The 24,724-nt window shown below is 58.1% G+C and carries 21 protein-coding genes; 13 read left to right on the top strand and 8 right to left on the bottom strand.

Features of this window, described 5'->3' with window-relative positions:
- Positions 1 to 3: 3 nt before the first annotated feature.
- From B9P63_RS12045 to cobA, 3 genes are read right to left on the bottom strand one after another with little or no spacing between them, the layout of a single operon-like run.
- A complete protein-coding gene (locus B9P63_RS12045) occupies positions 4 to 1,233 on the bottom strand; it encodes an MFS transporter (protein WP_085309263.1) in 1,230 nt (409 codons plus the stop codon).
- A 42-nt stretch (positions 1,234 to 1,275) separates the two neighbouring features.
- Positions 1,276 to 2,550: a cobyrinic acid a,c-diamide synthase CobB gene (locus B9P63_RS12040; RefSeq protein ID WP_085309058.1), complete on the bottom strand. Its 1,275-nt coding sequence runs from the start codon at positions 2,548 to 2,550 to the stop codon at positions 1,276 to 1,278.
- Entirely contained in the window at positions 2,547 to 3,410 is an 864-nt protein-coding gene (gene cobA, locus B9P63_RS12035; protein ID WP_085309056.1) for a uroporphyrinogen-III C-methyltransferase, read from the bottom strand. Before cobA ends, B9P63_RS12040 begins: the two co-directional genes overlap by 4 nt.
- A gap of 97 nt (positions 3,411 to 3,507) precedes the next feature.
- On the opposite strand from cobA, the gene B9P63_RS12030 reads away from it, so the two are divergent.
- The 5 genes from B9P63_RS12030 to B9P63_RS12010 all read left to right on the top strand — a co-directional run bounded on the left by B9P63_RS12030 (position 3,508) and on the right by B9P63_RS12010 (position 7,429).
- Positions 3,508 to 4,548 (top strand): cobalt-precorrin-5B (C(1))-methyltransferase, encoded by a 1,041-nt coding sequence (locus B9P63_RS12030; RefSeq protein ID WP_085309054.1) that lies wholly within the window; start codon positions 3,508 to 3,510, stop codon positions 4,546 to 4,548.
- On the top strand, positions 4,545 to 5,276 hold the full coding sequence (locus B9P63_RS12025; protein ID WP_085309052.1) for a cobalt-precorrin-6A reductase: 732 nt from the start codon (positions 4,545 to 4,547) through the stop codon (positions 5,274 to 5,276). The genes B9P63_RS12030 and B9P63_RS12025 overlap by 4 nt, the downstream gene beginning before the upstream one ends.
- Positions 5,269 to 5,898, top strand: coding sequence for a DNA-3-methyladenine glycosylase family protein (locus B9P63_RS12020; RefSeq protein WP_085309050.1), 630 nt, complete (start codon positions 5,269 to 5,271; stop codon positions 5,896 to 5,898). The genes B9P63_RS12025 and B9P63_RS12020 overlap by 8 nt, the downstream gene beginning before the upstream one ends.
- Entirely contained in the window at positions 5,895 to 6,560 is a 666-nt protein-coding gene (locus tag B9P63_RS12015; protein WP_085309048.1) for an alpha/beta hydrolase, read from the top strand. Before B9P63_RS12020 ends, B9P63_RS12015 begins: the two co-directional genes overlap by 4 nt.
- Positions 6,561 to 6,838: 278 nt before the next feature.
- Entirely contained in the window at positions 6,839 to 7,429 is a 591-nt protein-coding gene (locus B9P63_RS12010) for an HNH endonuclease (RefSeq protein WP_085309046.1), read from the top strand.
- 45 nt (positions 7,430 to 7,474) lie between these two features.
- Here B9P63_RS12010 and rsgA read toward each other — a convergent pair whose 3' ends face one another.
- From rsgA to B9P63_RS11985, 5 genes are all read right to left on the bottom strand, one after another.
- The gene (rsgA, locus tag B9P63_RS12005; RefSeq protein WP_245830651.1) at positions 7,475 to 8,518 is read right to left on the bottom strand and encodes a ribosome small subunit-dependent GTPase A; all 1,044 of its coding nucleotides are present in this window, start codon (positions 8,516 to 8,518) and stop codon (positions 7,475 to 7,477) included.
- 106 nt (positions 8,519 to 8,624) lie between these two features.
- The gene (locus B9P63_RS12000; protein ID WP_085309042.1) at positions 8,625 to 9,131 is read right to left on the bottom strand and encodes a bactofilin family protein; all 507 of its coding nucleotides are present in this window, start codon (positions 9,129 to 9,131) and stop codon (positions 8,625 to 8,627) included.
- A complete protein-coding gene (locus tag B9P63_RS11995) occupies positions 9,121 to 10,422 on the bottom strand; it encodes a M23 family metallopeptidase (protein ID WP_085309040.1) in 1,302 nt (433 codons plus the stop codon). The genes B9P63_RS12000 and B9P63_RS11995 overlap by 11 nt, the downstream gene beginning before the upstream one ends.
- Before the next feature lie 205 nt (positions 10,423 to 10,627).
- Positions 10,628 to 11,449 (bottom strand): ferritin-like domain-containing protein, encoded by an 822-nt coding sequence (locus B9P63_RS11990; protein WP_085309038.1) that lies wholly within the window; start codon positions 11,447 to 11,449, stop codon positions 10,628 to 10,630.
- Complete coding sequence (locus B9P63_RS11985; protein ID WP_085309036.1) at positions 11,446 to 11,910, bottom strand: peroxiredoxin; 465 nt, start codon at positions 11,908 to 11,910, stop codon at positions 11,446 to 11,448. The genes B9P63_RS11990 and B9P63_RS11985 overlap by 4 nt, the downstream gene beginning before the upstream one ends.
- 95 nt (positions 11,911 to 12,005) lie before the next feature.
- On the opposite strand from B9P63_RS11985, the gene B9P63_RS11980 reads away from it, so the two are divergent.
- The 8 genes from B9P63_RS11980 (at position 12,006) to uvrA (ending at position 24,724) form a co-directional block, all read left to right on the top strand.
- Complete coding sequence (locus B9P63_RS11980) at positions 12,006 to 15,332, top strand: YhdP family protein (protein WP_085309034.1); 3,327 nt, start codon at positions 12,006 to 12,008, stop codon at positions 15,330 to 15,332.
- A 6-nt stretch (positions 15,333 to 15,338) separates the two neighbouring features.
- Positions 15,339 to 16,400 carry a tRNA preQ1(34) S-adenosylmethionine ribosyltransferase-isomerase QueA gene (gene queA, locus B9P63_RS11975; RefSeq protein ID WP_085309032.1) on the top strand — a complete coding sequence of 354 codons (1,062 nt, stop codon included), beginning with the start codon at positions 15,339 to 15,341 and terminating at the stop codon, positions 16,398 to 16,400.
- A gap of 99 nt (positions 16,401 to 16,499) precedes the next feature.
- Positions 16,500 to 17,777, top strand: a complete 1,278-nt coding sequence (locus B9P63_RS11970) for an MFS transporter (protein WP_085309030.1) — start codon at positions 16,500 to 16,502, stop codon at positions 17,775 to 17,777.
- 96 nt (positions 17,778 to 17,873) lie between these two features.
- Positions 17,874 to 18,455, top strand: a complete 582-nt coding sequence (locus B9P63_RS11965) for a DUF924 family protein (protein WP_085309261.1) — start codon at positions 17,874 to 17,876, stop codon at positions 18,453 to 18,455.
- Between the two features lie 108 nt (positions 18,456 to 18,563).
- On the top strand, positions 18,564 to 19,958 hold the full coding sequence (gene lpdA / locus B9P63_RS11960; RefSeq protein ID WP_085309028.1) for a dihydrolipoyl dehydrogenase: 1,395 nt from the start codon (positions 18,564 to 18,566) through the stop codon (positions 19,956 to 19,958).
- 9 nt (positions 19,959 to 19,967) lie between these two features.
- Complete coding sequence (locus B9P63_RS11955; protein WP_085309027.1) at positions 19,968 to 20,528, top strand: class I SAM-dependent methyltransferase; 561 nt, start codon at positions 19,968 to 19,970, stop codon at positions 20,526 to 20,528.
- A gap of 24 nt (positions 20,529 to 20,552) precedes the next feature.
- Positions 20,553 to 21,755 (top strand): MFS transporter, encoded by a 1,203-nt coding sequence (locus B9P63_RS11950; protein WP_085309025.1) that lies wholly within the window; start codon positions 20,553 to 20,555, stop codon positions 21,753 to 21,755.
- Positions 21,756 to 21,859: 104 nt separating this feature from the next.
- Positions 21,860 to 24,724 carry an excinuclease ABC subunit UvrA gene (gene uvrA / locus B9P63_RS11945; protein ID WP_085309023.1) on the top strand — a complete coding sequence of 955 codons (2,865 nt, stop codon included), beginning with the start codon at positions 21,860 to 21,862 and terminating at the stop codon, positions 24,722 to 24,724.

Below are 24,724 nucleotides of genomic sequence, written 5' to 3'. Positions count from 1 at the left end.
CGCCTAGGCCGGTTCGAAACTTTTAGGCCGCATCATCAGCCAGATAAGCGCCGACCCGGCAAGCGCAAGGAACGGGATCATTGCGAGGTTCACCGCGTTCCAACCTTGCACCGGATCACCGCCTGAGCAGTTCATCAAGCCGCCAGAGGCGAGCGAGGCGACGGTCACGCCGCCGAACACAAACAAATCATTCATCCCCTGTACGCGGCCCCGATCGCGGGGGCCATGGGCCGAGGTCAGCATGGCAGTCGCGCCGATAAAGCCGAAGTTCCAGCCAATTCCGAGCAGGATGAGGGCGACAAAGAAATTCTCGAGCTCCACGCCGTTCAAAGCGACCACGCCCGCCGCCGCAAGGAGCACAAGGCCGGCGCCAACAATCTTTTCCACGCCGAAACGGGCAATCAGATGGCCAGTGAAGAAGGATGGAATGAACATCGCAAGGACGTGGCCCGATACGATGTCGGCCGCGTTGTTCGTGCTGTATCCGCAGCCGACAACAGCAAGCGGCGTCGATGTCATCACGAGGTTCATCAGCGCATAGGAGACCATACCGCAGATCATCGCCACCGCGATGCGCGGGGTTTTCAGCAACTCAAGACGTGTGCGCGCAGCGGGCGCATCCTCGGCAGGGGCCGCAGGGGCAGGGATGTTGATGAACAGGAAAATGAGCGAGCCAACGACGTTGAGCAAAAACACGAAGATATAGGCACCCATAAAGGCGGAAACAGTCGCATCGGGCGAATCTACCATGCCATTGGTCGCTTTGACCATTTGTGGGCCAATGATCGCCGCCGCGAGGCCCCCTGCCATAACGTAGGAAATCGCCTTGGGGCGGAAGGATTCATCTGCCGTGTCCGCGGCGGCAAAGCGGTAAAAGCCCTGCGCGCTCATGTAAAGGCCAGTGAAAAAGCTGCCGAACAGGAACAGGGGGAAGTTCGAGTAATAAAGTGCGATAGCGCCGATTAACCCGCCAAGCGCACCGCCTGCCGTGCCGATCCAGAAGCCCGCGCGCCGCCCGTAGCGCTGCATCACCGCCGAAATCGGCGTGGCCGCGCACATGGAGCCGATGATGATCATCGAAATCGGCATGGTTGCGAAACAGATATTCGAGGCCATGGATTGCCCCGCAAGACCCGCGATCGTGAAGAGCATCGGCATTTGCGAACCAAGAATGGCCTGCGCCAGGATCAGGATGAAAACGGTGCGGCGGGGGGAGGAAACGGCTTGGGTCATAAATTCTGCCTTAAACCTGCGGCGCGCGCCAAGCAAGCATGCTCATGCAGCATCAATGATATGCGCGAAGGAACCAGACACGTTACCTAACGTCAAACCCATGGCGGGCAGGTCCAATCCTTCGGCGTCTTTTGCGGCGAAAAGCGGCTCGCCCTGTGCGCTTAGTGTACTTGCATAGTGGAATTCATGAGCGTTCCATTGACCCTTGAAGGGGCCTTGGGCTGCGTTCAAGTGGCGGTATCCGAGGTGGAGCTTGCGTTGCTGAAACGAGGTTTCGAGCCGCAGTAAACCTGCCATTTCATGATGTGTTCCTTGCGCGTCGATTAGACCATCGCCCAACACCATGTAGCCGCCGCATTCGCCGTAGATTTGCGTCGTCTTTGCGGCAGCTCTGAGTGAGGTCATGAAGCAGGACGAAGAGGCGAGTTTAGCTGCATATAATTCTGGATAGCCACCCGGAAGGTAGATGAAATCGCTGGCTGGTATTGGGTCGTTGTTAAGTGGAGAGAAGATTTCAATCTGCGCACCTTGTTCGTGCCAGTCTTGCAACAGATGCGGGTAGGCAAAGGCGAATGCACGGTCTTGTGCGATTGCTATGCGTTGCGCGGGGGGGGCGATTTTTCTTGAAAAATCACGATCGGGAAGCGATCGGGTCAATTCTGAAATCAGGTCGAGATCGACATGCGTTACAATCAGATCAGCAGCGCCTTCGATAAATGCGTCCAAGTCGTCGTGCTCTTGTGCTTGGATCAATCCAAGGTGTCGCGAGGGTTGTTCGATGCCACTGCGACGTGGGATAACACCTAGAACAGGTAGGCCACTTGGCAAAAGGGCGCGTCGTAAAATGGTTTCATGACGCGCGCTTCCGACTTTGTTCAGGATCACACCCGCGACCATCACTTTTGGATCGTATTGCGCAAAGCCGAGAACCAAAGGTGCGATAGATTGCGCAATCCGAGAGGCATCAACAACCAGAACAACAGGTAGCTTCAGTTGCCGCGCAAGATCGGCAACTGACCCTCGCCCATCAGGCGGTGCGCCATCAAACAGCCCCATAGCCCCTTCAACGATTAGCGGAATGTCACCAGCGGCAAGCGATGTGATCCGTTCAGGGGACATGGCCCAGGCATCAAGGTTGAAGCAAGGCGCGCCAGACGCGGCCTCGTGAAAGCGTGGGTCAATGTAGTCAGGGCCGGATTTAGCGCCACGCACAGGGATGCCTTTGCGGTTGAACGCGCGCAAAAGTCCCAAAGTGATCGTGGTCTTGCCAGAGCCGGACGAGGGTGCCGCAATAATAAAGCCAGTGCCGCACTTCATGACGCTTCTGCGGGTCGCCCTCTGCCCAAGGGATCATCGTTGCGCGGCTCGAACCCTTGCGCCATGGACTGCCAATCGAGCGCTTGGCGCATCAGAACAGAGCGACCAATGCACAGGATCGAGGGCGGTTGCAGGTTCGCCTCGGCGATATCTGCGGCCATGGTGCCTAGGGTGGTTTCCAGCACATGTTGATCCGGCGTTGTTGCAGAGGTGACGACGGCCGCAGGCTCGGATGGATCGCGGCCCGCCTCTAAAAGCGCGCGCGCGATACGGTCCACATGTTTCATGCCCATGTAGATCACGAGGACCTGGGCGCCGTCTGCAATGGCCTTCCAGTTCAGGGATGACGGCGTATCGCCCGTCTGATCGTGGCCAGTTACAAAAGTCACGGATTGGTTCACATCGCGGTGCGTTACGGGGATGCCTGCGTAGGCCAGCCCGCCGATACCGGCACTGATCCCGGGAATGATGCGGATGGGAACACCGTGCTGCACAAGGGTCTGCCCCTCTTCGCCGCCGCGCCCGAACACGAAAGGATCGCCGCCCTTGAGGCGCAAAACCCGTTTGCCTGCGCGTGCGAGCTCAACCAGATGCAGGGAAATATCGCGCTGTTTCGCGCTTGGTTTACCGCCCCGTTTGCCGGCATAGATCTGCTCGGCTTGCGGCGCCCAATCCAGGATCGCGCTTTGCACCAGTGCATCATAGACGATCACGTCTGCTTGGCGCAGCGCATTCAGTGCATGCAAGGTTAACAGGCCGGGATCGCCGGGACCCGCGCCCGCGAGCCAGACCCAACCGAGTTGGAATACGGGCCAGTCGTTGCCGGGCAGGGCAGGGAAGGTGCTATGCGAGTCGTTCATGCCCCCTTATGGCCTCTGCGGATTTTTAAAGAAAGTGGCCAAGCGACATGCAATGAGGAATTGGCGGCATCGCTGCGCACGCCTATAGTCGGGGGTGATGAGTAGAAAACCCGATATAGAATTGCGCCGTGGATGGACCACAGGTGCCTGCGCTACCGCGGCCGTGCAAGCCGCGCTTGGCGGGCTGTGGGAGGGGCGCGTGCCAGCTTCGGTGCAGATTACCTTGCCGCGCGGCGAGACGCCCGTGTTTGCGATCGAGCGTAGCGAGATTGGCGAGGGTTGGGCCTGTGCGGCGATCATCAAGGACGCGGGCGATGATCCTGACGTCACGCACCAAGCGCTGATCGAGGCGCGAGTGGAGGTCTCACAAGGCGGTGTGGTGTTCAAGGGCGGTACAGGCATCGGCCAAGTCACCCGCCCCGGCCTGCCCATCGCGGTGGGCGAGCCTGCAATCAACCCCGTGCCGCGTGAAATGATGCAAGCCGTCGTGACGGATACTGCGGCGCGCCTTGGCGAGCGGGCTGATGTGACCATCACGCTCAGCGTGCCGAACGGCGCTGAACTGGCGCTGAAAACATGGAACCCCCGTCTTGGCATTTTGGGCGGTCTGTCGATCCTTGGCACTACCGGCATCGTGCGACCGTTCAGTTGCGCCGCTTGGATCGCGTCGATCCATCGCGGCGTGGATGTGGCGCGCGCCGAGGGGCTGGCCCATGTAGCGGGCTGCACCGGCGCAACGAGCGAGCGGGTGGTGCAGGGCCTGTTTGATCTGCCCGATCACGCGATGCTCGATATGGGGGATTTTGCGGGTGGATTGCTGAAATATGTGGCGCGTCATCCCGTGCCGCGCATCACCATCGGCGGGGGTATTGGCAAAATGACCAAACTTGCGCAGGGCGCGCGCGATTTGCACTCGGGGCGCTCGCAAGTGGATTTGGCGGCGCTCGGGCAAGCGCTTGGACGTTCCGAAATCGAGGACATGAATACCGCCCTGCAAGCCTATGAAACCATTGGAAAATCCATGGCAGACTGGGTGGCATTGAACGCGCTTGGCACCATCCGGGGCATGATCCCCGAAAGCGTTATCGCAGACGTGGTAGTGATTGATCGCAAAGGCGAGGTTTTGGCGCGCGCATGACACTTCTGGTTCTGTCCGGCACCTCCGAGGGGCGCGAGATTGCCGCCACGCTGCACGCCCGGGGCATCAAAGTGATTGCCTCGCTTGCAGGCGCGACGCGCAGCCCGCGCGCGCAAGATGTGCCGACGCGCATCGGTGGATTTGGCGGAGACGAGGGCTTTGAAACCTTCCTCAAAGGCCATGCGATCATGGCGGTTCTGGATGCAACGCACCCCTTTGCACATCATATTTCCGCGCGCTCCGCTGCGATCTGCACCCGCCTCCAAATCCCCTATTGCCACTACCTGCGCCCCGCATGGACGCCGCGCGCAAGCGACAATTGGACCATGCTTAAAAGCGAGCGTGACGCGGCCAATTACATTCCCGATGGCGCGCGCGTTTTTCTCGCCACGGGGCGCAAGACGTTGGAGCAGTTCGACAATCTCCCGAATTGCCGGGTGATTTGCCGCCAGATTGATCCCCCCGAAGGAGCGTTTCCCTTTGCCAATGGCGAATTTCTTGTCGGGCGCCCGCCCTTTAGCATCGAGGATGAAATCGCGCTGTTCAAATCCTTGGAAATCGACTGGCTCATCGTCAAGAACGCGGGCGGCAGCGCGAGCTTTTCCAAGCTCGATGCCGCGCGCACCCTTGGCTTGAATGTTGGAATGATAGCGCGCCCTGCGCCGCCTGATGGGCTCTGCGTTTCAATGCTCAAGCAAGCGATCACATGGGGCCTCGCCCATGGATGAGCGGATCATCACGGGCGATTTATGCGTGATCGAGGGGTCACAATGGCTCGCCGCTTCTTGTCCGCGTTTCAAGGCAGCATTGCAACAGACCGGCCCCTTGCCTTTGCGCCTGAAACCAGAGGGCTTCGCGCAATTGCTCAATGCGATCATCGGCCAGCAAGTCTCCGTGGCCTCCGCCAACGCGATCTGGGCGCGCATGGAGCGGCTTGATCTGACCTCTGAGAACACGATCGCCATGGCCAGTGACGATGATCTGCGCGCGGCAGGGCTCAGCATGCAAAAGATGCGCTATGCGCGCGCGCTGTCCGAGGCGCGTATCGACTACAACGCCTTGCGCGCGCTGCCCTTGGATCAGGTGATAAAACAGCTCACGCAGGTGACGGGCATCGGCCAATGGAGCGCTGAAATCTACGCGATGTTCAGTCTCGGGCGCGCGGATGTCTTCGCCCATGGCGATCTGGCGCTGCAAGAGGCGGCGAAGGTTCTGCTCGATCTGCCCGAGCGCCCCAAGGAAAAGGAGATGCGCGTGATAGCAGAGCAATGGTCGCCCTGGCGTTCGGTTGCAGCGCGTACACTTTGGGCCTACTACCGCGTTGTAAAATCACGGGAAGGAATACGATGACACGCGTTCTCAATTCAACGAGCAAAGCGCCGCTTTCGGGCGAGACCCGCTCTGTTGTAGTCTTCTTGCACGGCTACGGTGCCAATGGCGCGGATCTTTTGGGCCTTGCCGATCCGCTCTCTGAGCATTTGCCCGATACGCTCTTCGTCGCGCCTGATGCGCCAGAGGATTGCGCAGGCGCGCCCATGGGCTTTCAGTGGTTCCCGATCCCGTGGATTGACGGCTCTTCCGAGGAAGAGGCGGAGCGCGGTATGACTGCGGCGCTTGCCGATCTCAATGCCTTCCTCGATGCACTGATGGTGGACGAAGATGTGCTGCCCGAGCAGGTTGTGCTCTTTGGCTTCTCCCAAGGCACGATGATGGCCCTGCACGCCGCGCCGCGCCGCGACGACGCGCTCGCGGGCGTCGTCGGCTTTTCGGGCCGCCTGCTCGCGCCCGAGGACCTTGCCGATGATGTGGTGGTGCGCCCTCCGATCTTGCTGGTGCACGGCGATGCGGACGATGTGGTGCCTGTGCAATCCTTGCCCGAAGCTGCAGATGCGCTGCAAAAGGCAGGGTTTGAGGAAGTCTTTGCCCATATCATGAAGGGGACAGCCCATGGCATCGCGCCAGACGGCCTTTCGGTTGCGCTGGCCTTCATGCGCGATAAGCTGAATCTATAACTGCTTCATCTTTCTAGATAAACTTCGGGGGAGTCTGCCTTGGCAGACGGGGGCAGCGCCCCCTACAGCCCCCTGCGGCCTCTTGAAACCCAACGTCTAGCGGGCTGCGTTTCAAAGGGCTTGCCAGTTGCCATTCCCCAGATATAGTGGCACGCAGAGGGGGTGGAACTAGTCCTGCCCTGTATCTGCGATTTACGGGGAGTAACCGGCTTCAAAAAACCAGCGAGACAGGAGCGTTCTTGCAGTTTTGCTCAGTGCATCATTGAGGTGGGCAGAGCATGAACACGCATGACACACAGTCAAATCTGAGCCATCTGAGCAACCATCGCACGCTCGTGCTCAACGCGGATATGCAGCCATTGAGCTGGATGCCGCTCTCCACTTGGTCGTGGCAGGAAGCAATGACCGCGGTATTGCAAGACCGCGTGATCCAGCTAAAAACCTACGATGATGTCGCCGTGCATTCCGCCACGCAGGCCTTTCAGGTGCCTGCCGTCGTCTGTTTGCGTCAATATCATAAACGCAAAAGCGCGGCCTTTACGCGCTACAACCTTTTCCTGCGTGACGGGTTTTGTTGTCAGTATTGCGCGGCAAAGAAACCGGCCAAGGATTTGACCTTTGATCATGTCCTGCCGCGTTCGCGCAAAGGGCCTGCAAGTTTCGAGAACATCGTTGCGGCCTGCCAGGCGTGCAATCTGCGCAAAGCCAATAAAACACCGCGCGAGGCTGGTATGAAACTGTTGCGCAAACCGCGTGCACCCAGTCCACACGAGCTTGACAAGATTGGCCGTAAACTCGCGCGCGTTCAAAAGGAACTGCACCAGACATGGCTTGATTTTCTGTACTGGGGCGCGGATTTGGAAGATTAGTGAACCCGTCTCGGGAACCAATATTCAAAAGAGCCTTGGGTCTGGCTACTTATGATTGCGTTTCTGAACCGCTTTGATGGTCTTGTGCAGCGATTTTTCTCGACGCTTCAAGTCACTCAGGGACGCCGTGTTGAACGTATCCTCGGTCACCAGCTTTTGCCAACGTTCAAAGCGCGCACGCTCGATGTCGCCGCGTTTGATCGCGGCGTTGATGGCGCAGCCGGGCTCACTTGCATGTGCGCAATCGCGAAACTTGCAAGTCTGCGCGAGGGCTCGAAGATCGGCAAATAGATCGTCAAGGCCTGCCGCGGCATCGGTCAGTTGCAACTCGCGCATGCCCGGCGTGTCGAGCACCGAACAGCCATTCGGGACAAAGTGCAATTCGCGCCGCGTCGTCGTGTGACGCCCCCTTGCATCCACTTCACGAATGTCTTGTGTCTCGATTTGGGCTGATCCAATCAGGGCATTTGTCAGTGTCGACTTGCCAACGCCGGATGAGCCAAGGAAAGCAACGGTTTTGCCCGGTCTGCACCATGTGGCTAGAAGCGCCGCAGCGGTATCTGATTTCGCATTGACGGCAGCAACCTCGACCAACTCTGAAATGCTGAGGGCTTCGGTCACGAAAGGCGCCGTGTCTGCGCATAGATCTGGCTTGGTCAATAGAATTACGGGCGTCACATTGGCGTCAAAGGCCAGTGCGACATAGCGCTCGAGACGCGCAATGTTAAAATCGGCGTTGCAGGAGGTCACGATGAAGGCGGTATCAATGTTCGCCGCGATCAATTGTTCATAGCGGTCCTTGCCGGGTGAGCGGCGTTTGATCAGGCTCGTGCGCTCTAACAAGGTGCTGTTTTGAGGGTGCAACGCATCATAGAGCAGCCAATCACCGACAGTAACGTCCTTGCGTGGAGGCAGTTTTACTTGAGTGGTGGCGCCAAGAGCTTGCAGGCCGCTGCGATGTACCGAAGTAATGCGCACGGGCAGCGTCGCCGCCAGTGTATCTGCATCGGTTTGCTCTGAGAAATACGTGGTCCAGCCGAGACGCTCTAGCGGGTCCATTGCGCCCGAGCCGAGAGGGAGTTCAGACATATCCGCATCATTTGGAGGGCTCATCCGGATTGATCTTCAAACAGTGGATGCGCATGAAAAAGGGCCGCAAAGCGCGACCCTTGATCTATATCTCGGAGGTAAAAACTCACTCGGATTTTGGAGCAGGTGCACCGGTGGGCACTTTGCCACTCCCTTTGGTGTTCAGCGGATCGTCCTGACGCTGCACAGAGCCCTCGAAATGCGCACCGCTTTCAATCGCGATTGTCTTGTGGATGATGTCACCCTCGACGCGCGCCGTAGACGTCAAACGCACCTTGAGACCACGCACGCGGCCCACGATGCGGCCATTGACGACAACGTCATCGGCAATCACTTCGCCCTTGATCGTGGCAGTTTCGCCGATCGTCAGCAGATGTGCGCGAATATCGCCCTCGACTGTGCCTTCGACCTGAATATCGCCCGTCGTCTTCATGTTACCCGTGACATGAAGATCAGCAGACAGGATTGACGCAGGTGGCTTCGCCTTGGGGGCGGAGGCCTTGAATTCGCTAGCACGGGGCGGGGTCGCAAGTGCGCCTGTCGCTTCGGGAGCGTTTGAAGATGTGCCGTCTGCTTTGGAGCCGGGATCGTTGATTTTGCTTTTAGAAAACATCGTTTGCAGCCTTGATATAGATCATCGGATTGACGGCTTTCCCGCCGACACGAACTTCGTAATGTAGATGGGTGCCGGTGGAACGTCCAGTGTTACCCATATCACCGATGCGTTGACCGCGCGAGACCCTTTGTCCAACCTTGACGCGAATCTTGGACTGATGCGCATAGCGCGTTTCAATCCCGAACTGGTGCTGGATTTTTACGAGCTTGCCGTAGCCTGATTGCCAGCCCGCGTGGGTGACGACGCCGTCGGCTGTCGCGTAGATCGGTGTGCCGTGTGATGCGGCGAAATCGGTGCCATTGTGCATGCGTCCCCAGCGATAACCAAATCCAGACGTGAAGCGGAACGCGCTTTTTACGGGGTTGGCGAAGGGCGCTTTTTGCGCGGCGATACGGTATAGGTTCAGCGCATCCATGTCTTTCAGGATGTCGTTCGCGCGTTCGGTTTCCGCTGATGGGGCCTCTCCGCGCGTGGAAAAGCTAAGCGGCATGAGCGGACCACCTTGGCCGGAATAACCCTTGCGCACCTCGTTGAGGATGCGGTCAGGGTTCATGCCTGCCGCGCGAAACATCTTGTCGAGCGGCTTTACGGAAACGGTCATCGCTTCTTCGAGCTGGCGGAAGATTTGATCGTTCTTGTCCGCCATCATTTGGATTTCGGACTGCATTTCATCAGCGCGGATCAGCGCATCCTGTGCGTCGGCAACCACTTGGTCACGTTCTTGCGCAGTGGCCTCAAGCGCTGAGGTCAGGAAATCCATGGCCGCATCATCGCTCGCATTGCTTGCGGACACGGTTTCACCGCCCTCGGAGATGTCGGCCAGTTGATCACGCGCGCTTTCACGATCTTTCATGGTTTTGCGCAGCGTGCCCTGGATAACCTCGATACCGGTCTCAAGTTCACGGCGCACCGTTTCAGAACTGAGCAATTCGGATTGCATCAAGGATATCTGGCTAAGCGCAGCATTGAAGCGTTCCTGAGCGGCAAGTGCCTCTTCGGCCCGCGCATCGCGCTCCGAGGACAGCTCGTTTAGGCGACGTTCATAGGCGTCCTGATCCCGCTGGGCCTGATCGCGGAAGTTGCCCGAGCCGATACTGTCCATCAGCAAGATCGAGGTGGCGATGATCGCCCAAGCCACGATTGCGGCAGAGCCGGCAAAGCCAAGAAGTTGTGTCACAGGACGCAGCCGAATAAAGCGCGTGTCCGCATCAGAGCGCAGAAAAAGTCTGCGTTCGGGAAAATGCCGCTCCAAGAGCGAATTGATTTTTATTGAAAGCCGCTTTCGCAAACCAGCATCCCTTTTTGTCCCAACTCAATAATGGCGCTCATTTCGGATCATAAGTAAAGCGATCCCCGGCACCTTAGGAATTTCCATACCCAGCCCCTTGCCGCCGTGCAAGTCATTTGGCCCCGGCGATTCGATTTAGGGGAGTTTTACGCTTGATTGTGGCAGAAAACCGCCGAACTCAAAGACTTGCCCGCAATGTTGGGGGCTAGGTTTCGGCGGGAAAATCTTCGGTCAACGGCCAATAAAAGTCCGGTGGAATTCCTGCCTCTGCGCGCTTTTCTTCATTGAAAGGCGGCTTGAGAGTGCTGTGGAAATAGTGCCGCACAAGGCTGTGGAAGACCTCTTTGGGATCAAGGTTATCGCGCCCGCACATGAAGTTGAACCATTTGGAACCATAGGCGACATGCGCAACTTCCTCTGCATAAATCACTTCCAGCGCGGCGACGGCACTATCTGCTTTGGCGTTCTGAAAGAGCTTTATCATGCCCGGCGTCACATCAAGGCCGCGCGCCTCAAGCACCATGGGCACCACTGCGAGGCGGCCCATGAAGTCCTTCGCCGTATCCTCGGCGGCGCGCCACATGCCGGCATGGGCTGGCAAAGCGCCGTAGTGGCTGCCCAGTTCCTCAAGGCAATCGCACATCAGATTGAAATGTTTGCTTTCGTCATTCGCGGCGCTGACCCAGTCATCATAAAAGCCCATAGGCATGGGGATATGAGTGAAACGGGCGATGATATCCCAGTGCAGATCAACCGCGTTCAGCTCGATATGGGCCACCGCATGCAAGAGCGCGATGCGGCCTTGCTCGCTGCCCGGTTTGCGGCGCGGCACATCGCGCGGCGAGAGCAATTCGGGCCGCTCCGGGCGGGCAGGGTGCATGGGTGGCGCGGCGCTGCCGATCTCGATGGCATCGCCGTTTGCCCGCGCTGCGCGCCACTCGGCCGCATATTTATGCGAAAGCGCGGTTTTCGCGCGCCCATCTGCGGTTTGCAGTACGTCCAGCGCCATTTGTGCCAGTGATTTCATGGCAGAAGTGCCTTCGCGGCCTCAAGCACCGCTTCTGCGTGGCCCGGCACTTTGACCTTGCGCCAGACCTGCGCCAGCGTGCCATCAGCGTTGATCAAAAATGTTGCGCGCTCGATGCCGAAGAATTTTTTGCCATACATGTTCTTTTCCTTCCACACGCCGTAAGCCTCGCAAACCGCACTATCCGCGTCGCAAAGCAAAGGCATGCTCAGCCCATGCTTGGCTGCGAATTTCTCGTGGCTGGCGAGGCTATCGGCGGAAATTCCCCAGATTTTGACGCCAAGCGCGGCGAACTGGGCTTCCATGCCGGTAAAGGCGATCGCCTCTTTCGTGCAGCCTGGCGTGTCGTCGCGCGGATAAAAGAACAAAACAACCGCGCTTCCCGCCTCTGCAAGGCTTAGGGTTTGATCGCCGCTGGCAGGCAATGTGAACTCTGGCGCTTTGTCGTTGGCATCAATCATTTGGCATCCCCTTGGTTTCACAGCCGTTGGTTTCATATTAGAAGGGGGCAAACAATAGTGCGCGCTGCGCTGAAATAAAGGCAAATCTCCTGACCATGAACGACACGCCAGAGCCAACACAGAACGTGCCGCAAACGGATTCGGGGCCGCAAATGCGCGCCCGCCGTCTGCGCAAACGTCATTTGGCGCAGGCTGTTCTGACGGGGCTTGGCGGTTTCGCTGTGGCGCTGGTGATCGGTTTCGTGCTGCTGATCGGGCGCGATGTGCACGCGCCGCAGTGGCTGCAAAACCAGATCGAGCAGCGCGTAGCCAACGCGCTGCCGCAGGTCGATATCAGTATCGGCAGTATTTCACTGCGCATCGAGGAGGCCGATCTGAGCCCGCGGGTTCACTTTGAAAATGTCACCGTGCTCGATGATACGGGATTGCCCTTCGCCTCGCTGGGCGAGTTGAGCGTGCGCGCGTCGTTTCCGGCGGCGCTGCGCGGGCAATTTTCTCCTAAGAAAATTTCGCTCTCTGGCGCGCTTATGAAGCTGCGCCGCGCGCGCGATGGCAGTTTCGATCTGACCATCGGCTCTGCGCTGCGCACGAGCGAGCAAGCGGCGTCGCTGGTGGAGTTGATCGAGCGGATCGATCAACTTCTGGTGCGCCCCGAACTGCAATATTTGCAAGAGGTCGAGGCCAATAGCCTGACTGTGCTTTATGAAGACGCGCGTGCGGGGCGGGCCTGGACGGTGGATGGTGGGCGCATGCGTCTCAGCGCCAAGGACGGGCAATTGGCGATGGGCGCCGATTTCGCACTGCTGGGCGGACAGGATTATGCGACGACGCTGGAAATGAGTTATGACAGCGCCATCGGCTCGCCTGCCGCACGCGTCGGGCTGACGCTGGCCGATGCACCTGCGCATGATATTGCGAGCCAGACCGAAGCACTTGCATGGATGGAGGCGCTGCGCGCGCCGATTTCAGGCTCGCTGCGCACCGAAGTGGATGCAAACGGCGCGCTTGGTCCCTTGAATGCCACGCTGCAAATCGGGCAAGGCGTGGTGCAGCCCGAGGATGAAGCGCGCCCGATCCCCTTTGACGGGGCGAAGGCCTATTTCACCTATGAGCCGGATGAGAACATCCTGACCTTTAGCGAGTTGTCGATCAAATCCGCGTGGATCGAAGCGCGCGGCGAGGGGCGGGCGCGCCTGCAAAACGCGCCCGGTGGCTGGCCCGAAGCCATGCTGGGCCAGTTCCGCCTGACCAGCATCAAGGCCAATCCAGACGATCTCTACCCCGAACCGATCACGCTGGAGGGCGCTGAATTGGACATGCGCCTCGTCTTTGATCCCTTCCGCCTTGATATCGGGCAATTGGTCTTGAGCCAGGCGGGGCAAACCCTTGTGGCCAGCGGGCGCGCTGATATCGGCGCGGATGGCTGGCGCGCGGCGCTGGATGCGCGCGCGCGGCGGCTCGATATAGATGAGTTGCTGAAAGTCTGGCCCAATACGGTAAAGCCCAAAACCCGCGCATGGATCGCGCAGAATATTCTCGCGGGGGATCTGAGCAATGTGCGCCTTGCCTTTCGCGCCGATGCGGTTAGCCGCCCCGAGATGCACCTTGATTTCGCCTATGCCAATGCGAGCATGCGCTTCATGAAGCAACTGCCCCCCGTCACGGGCGCGCGCGGGTATGCGCGCATCGAGGGCAGTCGTTTCCTAGCGGCGGTGGAGGCGGGGCAGGTCACCGCGCCGCAAGGCGGGCGCATCGATGTGGCGGGAACGGTGTTCGAAATCCCCGATATGCGCCTTCGCGGCGCGCCTGCGACGGTGACGCTTGAAACCAAAAGCACCGTGACGGCCGCGCTGTCGATCCTGGATCAAAAACCGTTCGAGTTTCTGAGCAAAGCCGGACAGCCCGTCACCATCGCCGACGGGCGCGCAGCGCTGTCCGGCTCTGTCACGCTGCCGCTGAAGCAGAAAATTCCCATGTCGGAAATCATTTTCGACGTCGCTGGCAAGATCACGGGCGTGCGCAGCGATACCCTTGCCGTGGGGCGCGTCATCGCCGCTGATCAGCTTGATTTGCGCGCAACGTCGCAGCGCATCACGCTTGCAGGCGCAGGGCGCATCGATGCGGTGCCGGTGCAGGGCGAATGGGTGATGCCGCTGGGAACGCCCGGTGCGGGCAGTCAGTTGAGCGGACAGATCGAGATATCCGAGCGCTTCGTTGATACGTTCAACATCGGCCTTCCGCCCGGCTCCGTTTCGGGCAAAGGGCAGGGAGAGATCACGCTTGATCTCAAGGCAGGCGCCGCGCCGAGTTTCGCCCTAAGCTCGAACTTGGCTGGCGTGGGCTTGCGCCTCGCGCCGCTGGGCTGGAGCAAAGACGCAGGTGCACGGGCCTCCCTTTCGGTGCGCGGCGCGCTCGGGAGTGCCAACGGCGATCTGCCCAAAGTCGATCGCCTGACTTTTGATGCGCCGGGCCTCAAGGCCGAAGGCGCGATCAGCATCGCCGCTGGCGGCACGCTGGAGAGTGCGCGCTTTGAACGTGTGCAGGCGGGCGATTGGCTGGATGCGCCGATCACCCTGACAGGGCGCGGGCGCGGCGTGGCCCCGAGCGTGACGATCGGCGGCGGCATGCTGGATCTGCGCCGAATTCCTGCGCAAAACAGCGCGGCCACAGGGGCAGGCGGCGCCGTGCCTTTGACTGTCCGTCTGGATCGCTTGCAAGTGACCAAGGATATTGCGCTGCGCAGTTTTACAGGCGCGTTCATATCCAATCAGGGCTTGAACGGCGAGTTTAATGGCCGCTTGAACGGCGCGGTTCTGGTGACGGGCATAACCGTTCCCAAGAGCGGGCGCACGGCGGTGCAGATCAAGGCGAGCAATGCAGGCGCCGCCATGAGCGCCGCTGGTCTGCTGCAAAACGCCAACGAGGGCGCGCTGACGCTAAGTCTGTCACCGCGTTCAGATGCGAACAGCTATGACGGTACTTTGGCAATCGTGAACCTGCGCCTGCGCGATGCGCCGCCTGCGCTTGCCCTGCTCAGCGCGGCAAGCGGGATCGGCCTGCTTGAACAGATGGACGGACGTGGCTTGATGTTTTCCGAGGTGAATAGCTCGTTTCGCATAACGCCTCAGGTGATCACCATCACCGATGGCAGCGCAGTCGGACCCTCGCTCGGGCTTTCGGTTGATGGCTATTACGACGTCGCGAATAAGACGATGGATATGCAGGGCGTGGTATCCCCGTTCTTTGCCATCAACGGTATAGGCTCTATTCTGACGCGGCGCGGGGAGGGGCTTGTCGGCTTCAATTTCACCGCCACCGGGGCAGCAGCAACACCGCAAATTCAGGTAAATCCGCTCTCGCTATTTACGCCGGGAATGTTTAGGGAAATCTTCCGTCGTCCACCGCCAGATTTGGGGCAATAAACAGCTATGAAACTCACTGATTTCGATTTCGATTTGCCCGAAAATTTGATCGCCACGCGCCCGGCCAAGCCGCGTTCGTCGGCGAAATTGCTACTGGCCGAGGGCGGCGCGATTCATGATCGCCATGTCAGCGATCTGCCGCAGATTTTCCGCTCTGGCGATCTGCTGGTATTGAACGACACCAAGGTTATTCCTGCACGCCTGTTCGGTCTGCGCAAACGCGGCAGCGCTGACGGCACGGGGAGCGCGAAAATCGAAGTTACCCTGCTAGAGCCGCGCGCAGAGCCGCAGGGCGCCTGGAGTGCGCTGATCAAGCCGCTGCGCAAGATAAATGAGGGCGAAACCGTCGAGTTTTCTGCTGATTTGAGTGCGACCCTGATTGCGAAAGAGGACGGGCAGGGTGTTTTGGCCTTCAACCTGACGGGCGATGATTTCGATGCTGCATTGGCCGAGGCCGGCGCTATGCCGCTGCCGCCCTATATCGCAGCGCGGCGCGCGGCGGATGCGCAAGACAAAGAAGATTACCAGACGGTTTTCGCCCAGCATTCCGGCGCAGTCGCAGCGCCTACTGCGTCGTTGCACTTTGATCATGACCTGCTGGATGCGCTGCGCACGCGCGGCGTCGAGTTCGCCCATGTTACTTTGCATGTAGGTGCGGGAACGTTTCTTCCGGTGAAGGTGGATGATGTCACCACCCACAAGATGCACGCGGAATGGGGGCAGGTAAGCGCCGCCGCCGCAAAGCAGATTGCGCGCGCCAAGGCCGAGGGGCGGCGGGTGATTCCTGTGGGCACGACGGCCCTGCGCCTGATCGAAAGCGCGGCGGCGAAAACCGCACAGATCGCGCCGTGGGAGGGGGAGACGGATATCTTTATTTACCCCGGATTTACCTTCCATGTGGCAGATGCTTTGATGACCAATTTCCATTTGCCCAAAAGCACGCTTATGATGCTGGTCTCGGCCTTAATGGGTAAAGAGCGGGTCGATGAAATTTACGCCCATGCAATCGCGAATGACTACCGTTTCTTTTCATACGGGGATAGCTCGCTGCTTGTTCCGGGCGCATAACGGCGCGCAGGACACATCGGGTGTCGCGCATGCCCCAGACGTAGCCCGCATCGGAGCATAGACGCTGGTTTCTCGAATGTTGTAGAAAGTAGGCCCGATATGTTCTCAGTTCTCTCAAATTCATGGGCTCTTTTGCTTGGCATGATGCTGCTGATGCTCGGCAATGGTTTGCAAGGGACGCTCTTGGGGATCCGAGGCGAGATCGAGGGGTTTTCAACCTTCGAGATGTCGCTGGTCATGTCGGCCTATTTTGTTGGCTTTCTTGGCGGCTCGCGGCTTGCTCCTGAAATGATCCGCCGCGTTGGGCATGTGCGCGTTTTTGCGGCCCTTGGCTCGCTGATTTCTGCGGTTCTGATCCTTTATCCGGCACTGGCCAATGCCGAGGCCTGGATGATTGGGCGCATCATCATCGGGTTTTGCTTTTCCGGTGTTTACGTGACTGCAGAGAGCTGGCTGAATAACTCCGCGACCAATGAAACGCGTGGGCAGACGCTCTCGCTTTATATGATCGTGCAAATGATCGGCATCGTTGCGGCGCAAGGCATTGTGGTGCTTGGTGATCCCTCTGGCTACATTTTGTTTATCGTGCCCTCGGTTCTGGTGTCCGTGGCCTTTGCGCCTATTCTGCTCTCGATCACGCCTACGCCTGCCTTTGACACGACCAAGCCGATGACGCTGCGCGCGCTTTATACGGCTTCGCCGTTGGGGGTTGTGGGCATGTTTTTGCTTGGCGGTGTGTTTTCTGCGCAGTTCGGCATGGCGGCGGTGTACGGCGGTAAAGCCGGGCTCAGTATTCCGCAAATCTCGATCCTTGTGTCGGCCTTTTACGTTGGCGCATTGGTCATGCAGTACCCGATTGGCTGGTTTTCCGATCGCATGGACCGCCGTGTTTTGATTCTTGCTACAGGCATCCTCGGCGGTGTTGCGGCCTTTGTTGCGATCTTCTGGGGCGGGAATTTCAATCTTTTGCTGGCCTCGGCCTTCCTTGTTGGGGGCACGTCCAATCCGCTGTATTCACTGTTTCTGGCCTACACCAACGACTTTCTTGAACATGAGGACATGGCGGCCGCGTCCGGCGGGATGATCTTTGTGAACGGGCTTGGCGCAATTTCCGGCCCGATTTTCACCGGCTGGTTGATGACAACATTTGGAGCAGGTGCGTTTTTCGGTGTGATCTCTGCACTGATGTGCGCGATTGGACTTTATGCGGCTTTCCGTATGACCCAGCGATCTTCGCCCTCGGTCGAGGACACGTCGGGTTTTCAGGCGATCATGCCGTCCTCTTCGCCGGTCTTTGTCGAGGTCGCGCAAGAGATTGCTATCGAAAATGCGCTTGAAGAGCAGCTCGAGGAGCAACTTGAGGAAAATTCCCCCTGAATATGTCGCATTTGACGCATTTTGTTATTGGCCTCAACGGCTAAGCTGATTGTACGGTTAAGTTGTCTATGACGCGCAATTGGGAGAATTGGTATGATTGCGGCACCTGATGATGTGTTGGGCTTTTGGCTCGATGAAAAGAGCCCCGCCGATTGGTACAAGGCGGAGGATAGTCTGGACCGCGAAATCAGTGATCGCTTTGGCGCGACATGGCAGGCGGCGATGGAGGGCAAGTTCGGTCTTTGGCTGACCTATCCCAACGGCGCGTTGGCCTATATCGTGTTGATGGACCAGTTTCCGCGCAACATGTTTCGCGGTACGGGCCGCGCGTTTGCCTCTGACAAGGCGGCCCTTGCGGCGGCTAAAGTGGCGATTGATCGCCAATGGGATATGCGCATCGACGAACCTGCGCGCCAGTTTTTCTATTTGCCGCTGATGCACTCGGAAAACCTGTGCGATCAGGAACGCTGCATCCGCCTGATGAAAGAGCGCATGCCAAAATCTGGCGAAGACAATCTGCTTCACGCCAAGGCCCACCGTGAAGTGATCCGCAAATTCGGGCGGTTCCCTTACCGCAACGACGCCCTTGCGCGCAAATTTACCAAGGTAGAGCAAGACTACGTGGCGCGCGGCGGCTATGGCAGCACGGTGAAAGAATTGCAGCGCATGAGCGCGTAGCAGACCTCGTGCAGATGACAGATTGAACAGAGCAGCGAGGCGGCTGCTCTTTTCATTTGTGCGCGCGCTGGGTAGCCTGCGCGCATCGTTACATTCACGGAGGCCAGAATGAGCCAGACGCAGTTCGACATGATCGTGATCGGAGCAGGGCCGGGGGGCTATGTCGCGGCTATCCGCGGTGCGCAGCTAGGCTTGAGCGTCGCCATTATCGAGCGTGAACATATGGGCGGCATTTGTCTTAACTGGGGCTGTATCCCGACCAAGGCGATGCTGCGCTCGGCCGAGGTGTTTCATTTGATGCACCGCGCTAAAGAGTTCGGTCTAAGCGCGACTGGCGTCGATTATGATCTGGATGCGGTCGTTGCGCGGTCACGTAAAGTGGCCGGGCAGCTATCCGGCGGGATCAGCCATCTAATGAAAAAGAACAAAATCCACGTGGTCATGGGGCAGGCGCGGCTTTCTGGCACAGGCCGTGTGAGTGTTAAAACAGACAAAGGTGAAGAAACCCTTAGTTCTGATCACATCATTCTCGCCACTGGCGCGCGCGCACGCGAACTGCCGGGGCTGGAAGCGGATGGCGATCTGGTCTGGACCTACAAGCACGCTTTGACCCCGCCGCGGATGCCGAAAAAATTGCTGGTCATTGGCTCGGGTGCGATCGGGATCGAGTTTGCCAGTTTTTACAACACGCTCGGCTGCGACACTACGGTTGTCGAAGTGATGGACCGCGTGTTGCCTGTTGAAGACGAAGAAATCAGTGCGTTCGCCAGGAAAAGTTTCATGGCGCAGGGCATGAAAATACGTGAAAATTCAATGGTAAAGCAACTTGATCGCGGCAAGGGTGTAGTCACGGCGCATATTGAAACGGGCGGCAAGGTAAACACGGAAGAGTTTGATACGGTGATCTCCGCCGTGGGAATCGTTGGCAACATTGAAGGCCTTGGCCTTGAGGGCACAGGCATCGAAGTGGATCGCACCCACGTGGTCACCGATGAATTTTGCCGCACAGCCGTCGAGGGCATCTACGCGATTGGCGATATTGCCGGCGCGCCCTGGCTTGCCCATAAGGCCAGCCACGAAGCGGTGATGGTCGCTGAAATGATCGCAGGAAAAACCGTGCATCCGATCAAACCGGGTTCCATTGCGGGTTGCACATATTGCCATCCACAGATCGCTTCGGTGGGGATGACTGAAGTGCAGGCGAAAGAGGCAGGAAACGATATTAAAGTCGGGCGTTTCCCTTTCATGGGCAACGGCAAGGCGATTGCCCTTGGCGAGGCCGAAGGTTTGGTCAAAACTGTGTTCGACGCCCAAACGGGCGAGCTTTTAGGCGCACATATGATTGGTGCGGAAGTGACCGAGTTGATCCAAGGTTACGTGATCGGGCGGCAGTTGGAAACGACGGAGGAGGATTTGATACACACCGTTTTCCCGCATCCGACCTTGTCAGAAATGATGCACGAAAGCGTGCTGGATGCCTACGGGCGCGCAATTCACTTCTAAGGGGCTGATATGCCATCATTAAACCGGATCGAGCTACGCCGCATTTCGCGTGCGTGGCTTCAAGAATTGCCTTTGCAGGGCATGTCTGTGGCGGAAATTTCGGGCCAGTGGGGCAAGTATTTCAACTTTGGCTCTTACGAGCAGTTTCGCTATCCGGAATATGACATTTGCAATGGCCCGTTCGAGGGCGAAGATGGCCGTCCTCGCAAATTTGATCTGATCATAGCGGATCAGGTTTGGGAACATTTGGACAAGCCCTATGCCGCCACCAAAAACGTGCGCAAGATGATGAAGCGCGGCTCATATTTTTATATTGCAACGCCGTTTTTTATTCCCTTCCACGCGGCGCCGCAGGACAATTCACGCTGGTCTGCGCGTGGCCTGAAAAACCTGTTGCTCGAGTGCGGTTTCGACGACGCTGGCATCAAAACGGGCCAATGGGGCAATCGCGCCGCGGCGCTGCGCAATCTGGAGCCGGAGTGGCCGCCGGAGCATGACCCAGAGTGCGACGATCTTACCAACGATCCTGAATTCCCCATCACCGCATGGGCCTTGGCGCAGAAGATTTAGCGCTTGGAACCCAGATTGCCTCAAATGGCCTCGCTTCGAACCGATTACGCAATCGTCACCCTCGTCTGGATGGCTGGCCTCGGCGCGGCTGCGCAATTTGGCAAGGTCGCGATTTCCCTTGCTGCGTTTCGCGAAATTTATCCCGTGGGCGAAGTCGCCTTGGGCTTTCTTATTTCTTGCGTCGGTCTTGCCGGTTTGACCCTTGGCGTGCTGGGCGGTATCCTGATTACCCGTGTCGGGATCCGGCGCGCTTTCGTCACGGGGCTGGTTCTGGCGGCGCTGCTTTCTGCTGTTCAGGCGCTTTTGCCGCCGTATCCCGTGATGATTGCCCTTCGCGTGCTAGAGGGCGCGACCCATCTCGCAATCGTCATCGCAGGCCCCATTCTCATGGCGCGTCATAGCTCCGATGTTGCGCGTCCGGCGGTAATGACCCTCTGGAGCAGCTTTTTTGGCCTGTCCTTCATGTTAATTGCGCTCCTTGCGCCGCCGATTCTGCGCGCAGGGGGGTTGCCGTCCTTGATGCTGTCGCATGGCGCGTACATGCTCGCGTTGGCCTTGTTGCTCTGGCGTATATTGCCTGCGCCAATCGCGCCGCACGAAAGCGCCTTGAAGGATGTGCCGCTCACCTTGAAAAGTGTTTTGGGCCTGCACCTTAGTATCTACCACTCGCCCGTCACCAGCGCTGCCGCGCTTGGTTTCGTCTGGTACACCGCGACCTATATTTCAGTGCTCACTTATCTTCCTGGCTTCGTTGATGCGAGCCACCGTACAGGCCTTTCAGCGAGCCTTCCGCTGGCCTCGATCATCACCTCGCTGACGCTTGGCATCGTTTTGCTGCGCTACGTTACTCCTGTGCGCGCGGTTCAGATCGGCTATTTGCTCAGCGCGCTTGCGGCGCTTCCGCTCTTGTTTGTCTATGGCAACGATGCGGCATTTATTCTGGCATGTCTTCTCCTTATGGGGGCGAGCGGCTTTGTTCCGGGCGCAAGTTTCGCTGCTCTCGCCGCGCTCAACACAACGGACGAGAGGCGCGCGCATGCAACCGGTGCTTTGGCGCAGATGGGCAATGTGGGCACGACTTGTGGCCCGCCCATCCTTGCCGCAATCATCAGTGTCTTCGATCTGGCCGGCACTGTCGTTTTTGTCGTGCTTCTTAGCCTTGGCGGTATCCTCCTTCATGCGGTGTTGTCGCGCCGACGTGCCGCTTTGATGGCAGCAATAGATTAATCTTTCGTGTATTCCCGATTTGTTCTACCAAGGTCATGGTTAAAGACTGGTCGAATCCGTTGGTTTGCCTATGTCTATTTTAAAGACTGCTGCCCGGGGGCGAAATGGCTGAGCTGAAAAATATCGAAGTGCGCGGTGCGCGCGAGCATAATCTCAAGAATATAGACGTGGATATTCCGCGCGATCAGCTTGTGGTGATTACCGGGCTCTCCGGCTCTGGAAAATCGTCACTCGCGTTTGATACGATTTACGCCGAAGGTCAGCGCCGCTATGTTGAAAGCCTAAGCGCTTACGCCCGCCAATTCCTTGATATGATGCAGAAACCTGATGTGGATCATATCAGCGGGCTGTCGCCTGCGATCTCGATCGAGCAGAAGACGACGTCGAAAAATCCGCGTTCTACCGTGGGTACGGTGACCGAAATTTACGATTACATGCGCCTGCTTTTTGCGCGCGTCGGCACGCCTTATTCGCCAGCGACGGGCAAGCCGATCGAAGCACAACAAGTGCAGGACATGGTCGATCGCATCATGACGATGGAGGAGGGTACGCGCGCCTATCTTCTGGCTCCGATCATTCGCGATCGAAAAGGTGAATATCGCAAGGAATTCATGGAGTTGCGCAAGCAAGGTTTCCAGCGCGTCAAGGTTGATGGCGAATTTTACGAATTGGACGAGCCGCCCACGCTCGATAAAAAGTTCCGTCATGATATCGATGTCGTTGTGGACCGAATCGTTGTGCGCGAGGGGCTTGAGACACGCCTTGCGGACAGTCTGCGCACCGCGCTCGATCTGGCCGATGGCATCGCCATTCTTGAAACCGCCCCAAGCGACGGCGAGAGCGAGCGCAGCACGTTTTCCGAGAAATTTGCCTGTCCTGTCAGTGGCTTCACCATCCCCGAGATCGAGCCGCGCCTGTTTTCTTTCAACGCGCCTTTCGGGGCCTGCCCCACCTGCGACGGCCTTGGTAAAGAGCTGTTTTTCGATGAGCGTCTTGTTGTGCCCGATGCCGATTTAAAGATTTCCGACGGCGCGCTCGCGCCTTGGCGCAAGGGCAAAAGCCCGTATTTCCTACAGACTATTGAAGCAATCGCAAAACACTACGAATTTAATTCAAATACGAAATGGAAAGATTTACCTGCCTTTGTGCAGCAGGTTTTTCTGCATGGCTCCGGCGATGAGGAAATCCCGTTTCGTTATGACGAGGGTGGCCGCGTCTATCAGGTGACGCGCGTTTTTGAAGGTGTGATTCCGAATATGGAGCGCCGTTACCGCGAGACGGATAGCAACTGGATTCGAGAAGAATTCGAGCGTTATCAAAACAATAGGCCCTGTGGCTCATGTGGTGGTTTTCGCCTTCGCGAAGAGGCATTGGCGGTGAAAATCGCAGGGCTCCACGTGGGGCATGTGGTGCAAATGTCGATCAAGGAAGCCTATGATTGGTGCGCTTCCGTGCCGGGTGCGTTGAGCGTTCAAAAGAACGAGATCGCCGTCGCGATCCTCAAAGAAATTCGCGAGCGTTTGGGTTTTCTTAACAATGTCGGCCTAGAGTACCTGACATTATCGCGCGCCAGTGGAACTTTGAGCGGAGGAGAAAGTCAGCGAATTAGATTGGCGAGCCAGATTGGATCCGGCTTGCAAGGGGTGCTTTATGTGCTTGATGAGCCGTCCATCGGTCTGCATCAGCGCGATAACGATCGCCTGCTTGGAACGCTAAAGAACCTGCGTGATCAGGGCAATACGGTGATCGTGGTTGAACATGACGAAGAGGCGATCCGCGAAGCAGATTACGTTTTCGATATTGGTCCCGGTGCAGGTGTGCACGGCGGGCAGGTCGTTTCAAAAGGGACGCCTGCGGAAATCATCGCGGATGCAAATTCGATAACCGGTCAGTACCTAAGCGGAAAAAGACAAATCGAGGTGCCAGTAAAGCGGCGCGTGGGAAATAAGAAGAAAATCAAAGTGGTGAAAGCCACTGGGAATAATTTGCAAAATGTGAGTGTCGAGTTCCCTCTTGGTAAATTCGTCTGCGTTACGGGTGTCTCTGGCGGGGGCAAATCTACGCTGACAATCGAGACGTTGTTCAAAACGGCGTCCATGCGCCTGAACGGTGCACGCCAAACGCCTGCGCCTTGCGAGACTATCAAAGGCCTTGAGCATCTGGACAAAGTGATCGACATTGATCAACGCGCGATCGGCAGAACACCGCGCTCGAATCCGGCGACCTATACAGGGGCGTTCACGCCGATCCGTGATTGGTTCGCAGGTCTGCCCGAAGCCAAGGCGCGCGGCTACAAGCCGGGCCGCTTTAGCTTTAACGTCAAAGGCGGGCGCTGTGAGGCCTGTCAGGGCGATGGTGTGATCAAGATCGAAATGCACTTCTTGCCTGACGTCTATGTCGAATGCGAGACCTGCAAGGGCGCACGTTACAACCGCGAAACGCTGGAAATACGTTTTAAAGGCAAGAGCATCGCGGACGTGTTGAACATGACCGTCGAGGATGCGCAGGAGTTTTTCAAAGCGGTGCCTAGCATTCGCGAAAAGATGGACGCGCTGATGCGGGTCGGCCTTGGCTATATCAAGGTAGGCCAGCAAGCGACGACGCTTTCGGGCGGTGAAGCACAGCGCGTGAAGCTGTCCAAAGAGCTAAGTAAACGATCGACAGGGCGCACGCTTTATATTCTGGATGAACCGACGACGGGCCTGCACTTCGAGGATGTGCGTAAGCTGCTCGAAGTGCTGCATGAATTGGTTGATCAGGGCAATTCAGTGATCGTGATCGAACATAACCTCGATGTGGTGAAAACAGCCGATTGGGTTATTGATATCGGCCCCGAGGGCGGTGATGGCGGCGGTGAAGTCGTCGCGATCGGAACGCCAGAGCAAATTGCTGAGGTAGAGCGCAGTTATACGGGCCGCTACCTGAAGCCGATGCTTGAGACGGCAGCGAAACGCCTCGCTGCCGAATAA

The organism is Planktotalea arctica (assembly GCF_002105285.1).
Classification (GTDB): Bacteria; Pseudomonadota; Alphaproteobacteria; order Rhodobacterales; family Rhodobacteraceae; genus Planktotalea; species Planktotalea arctica.
This window is presented reverse-complemented; position numbering and strand designations above follow the sequence as displayed.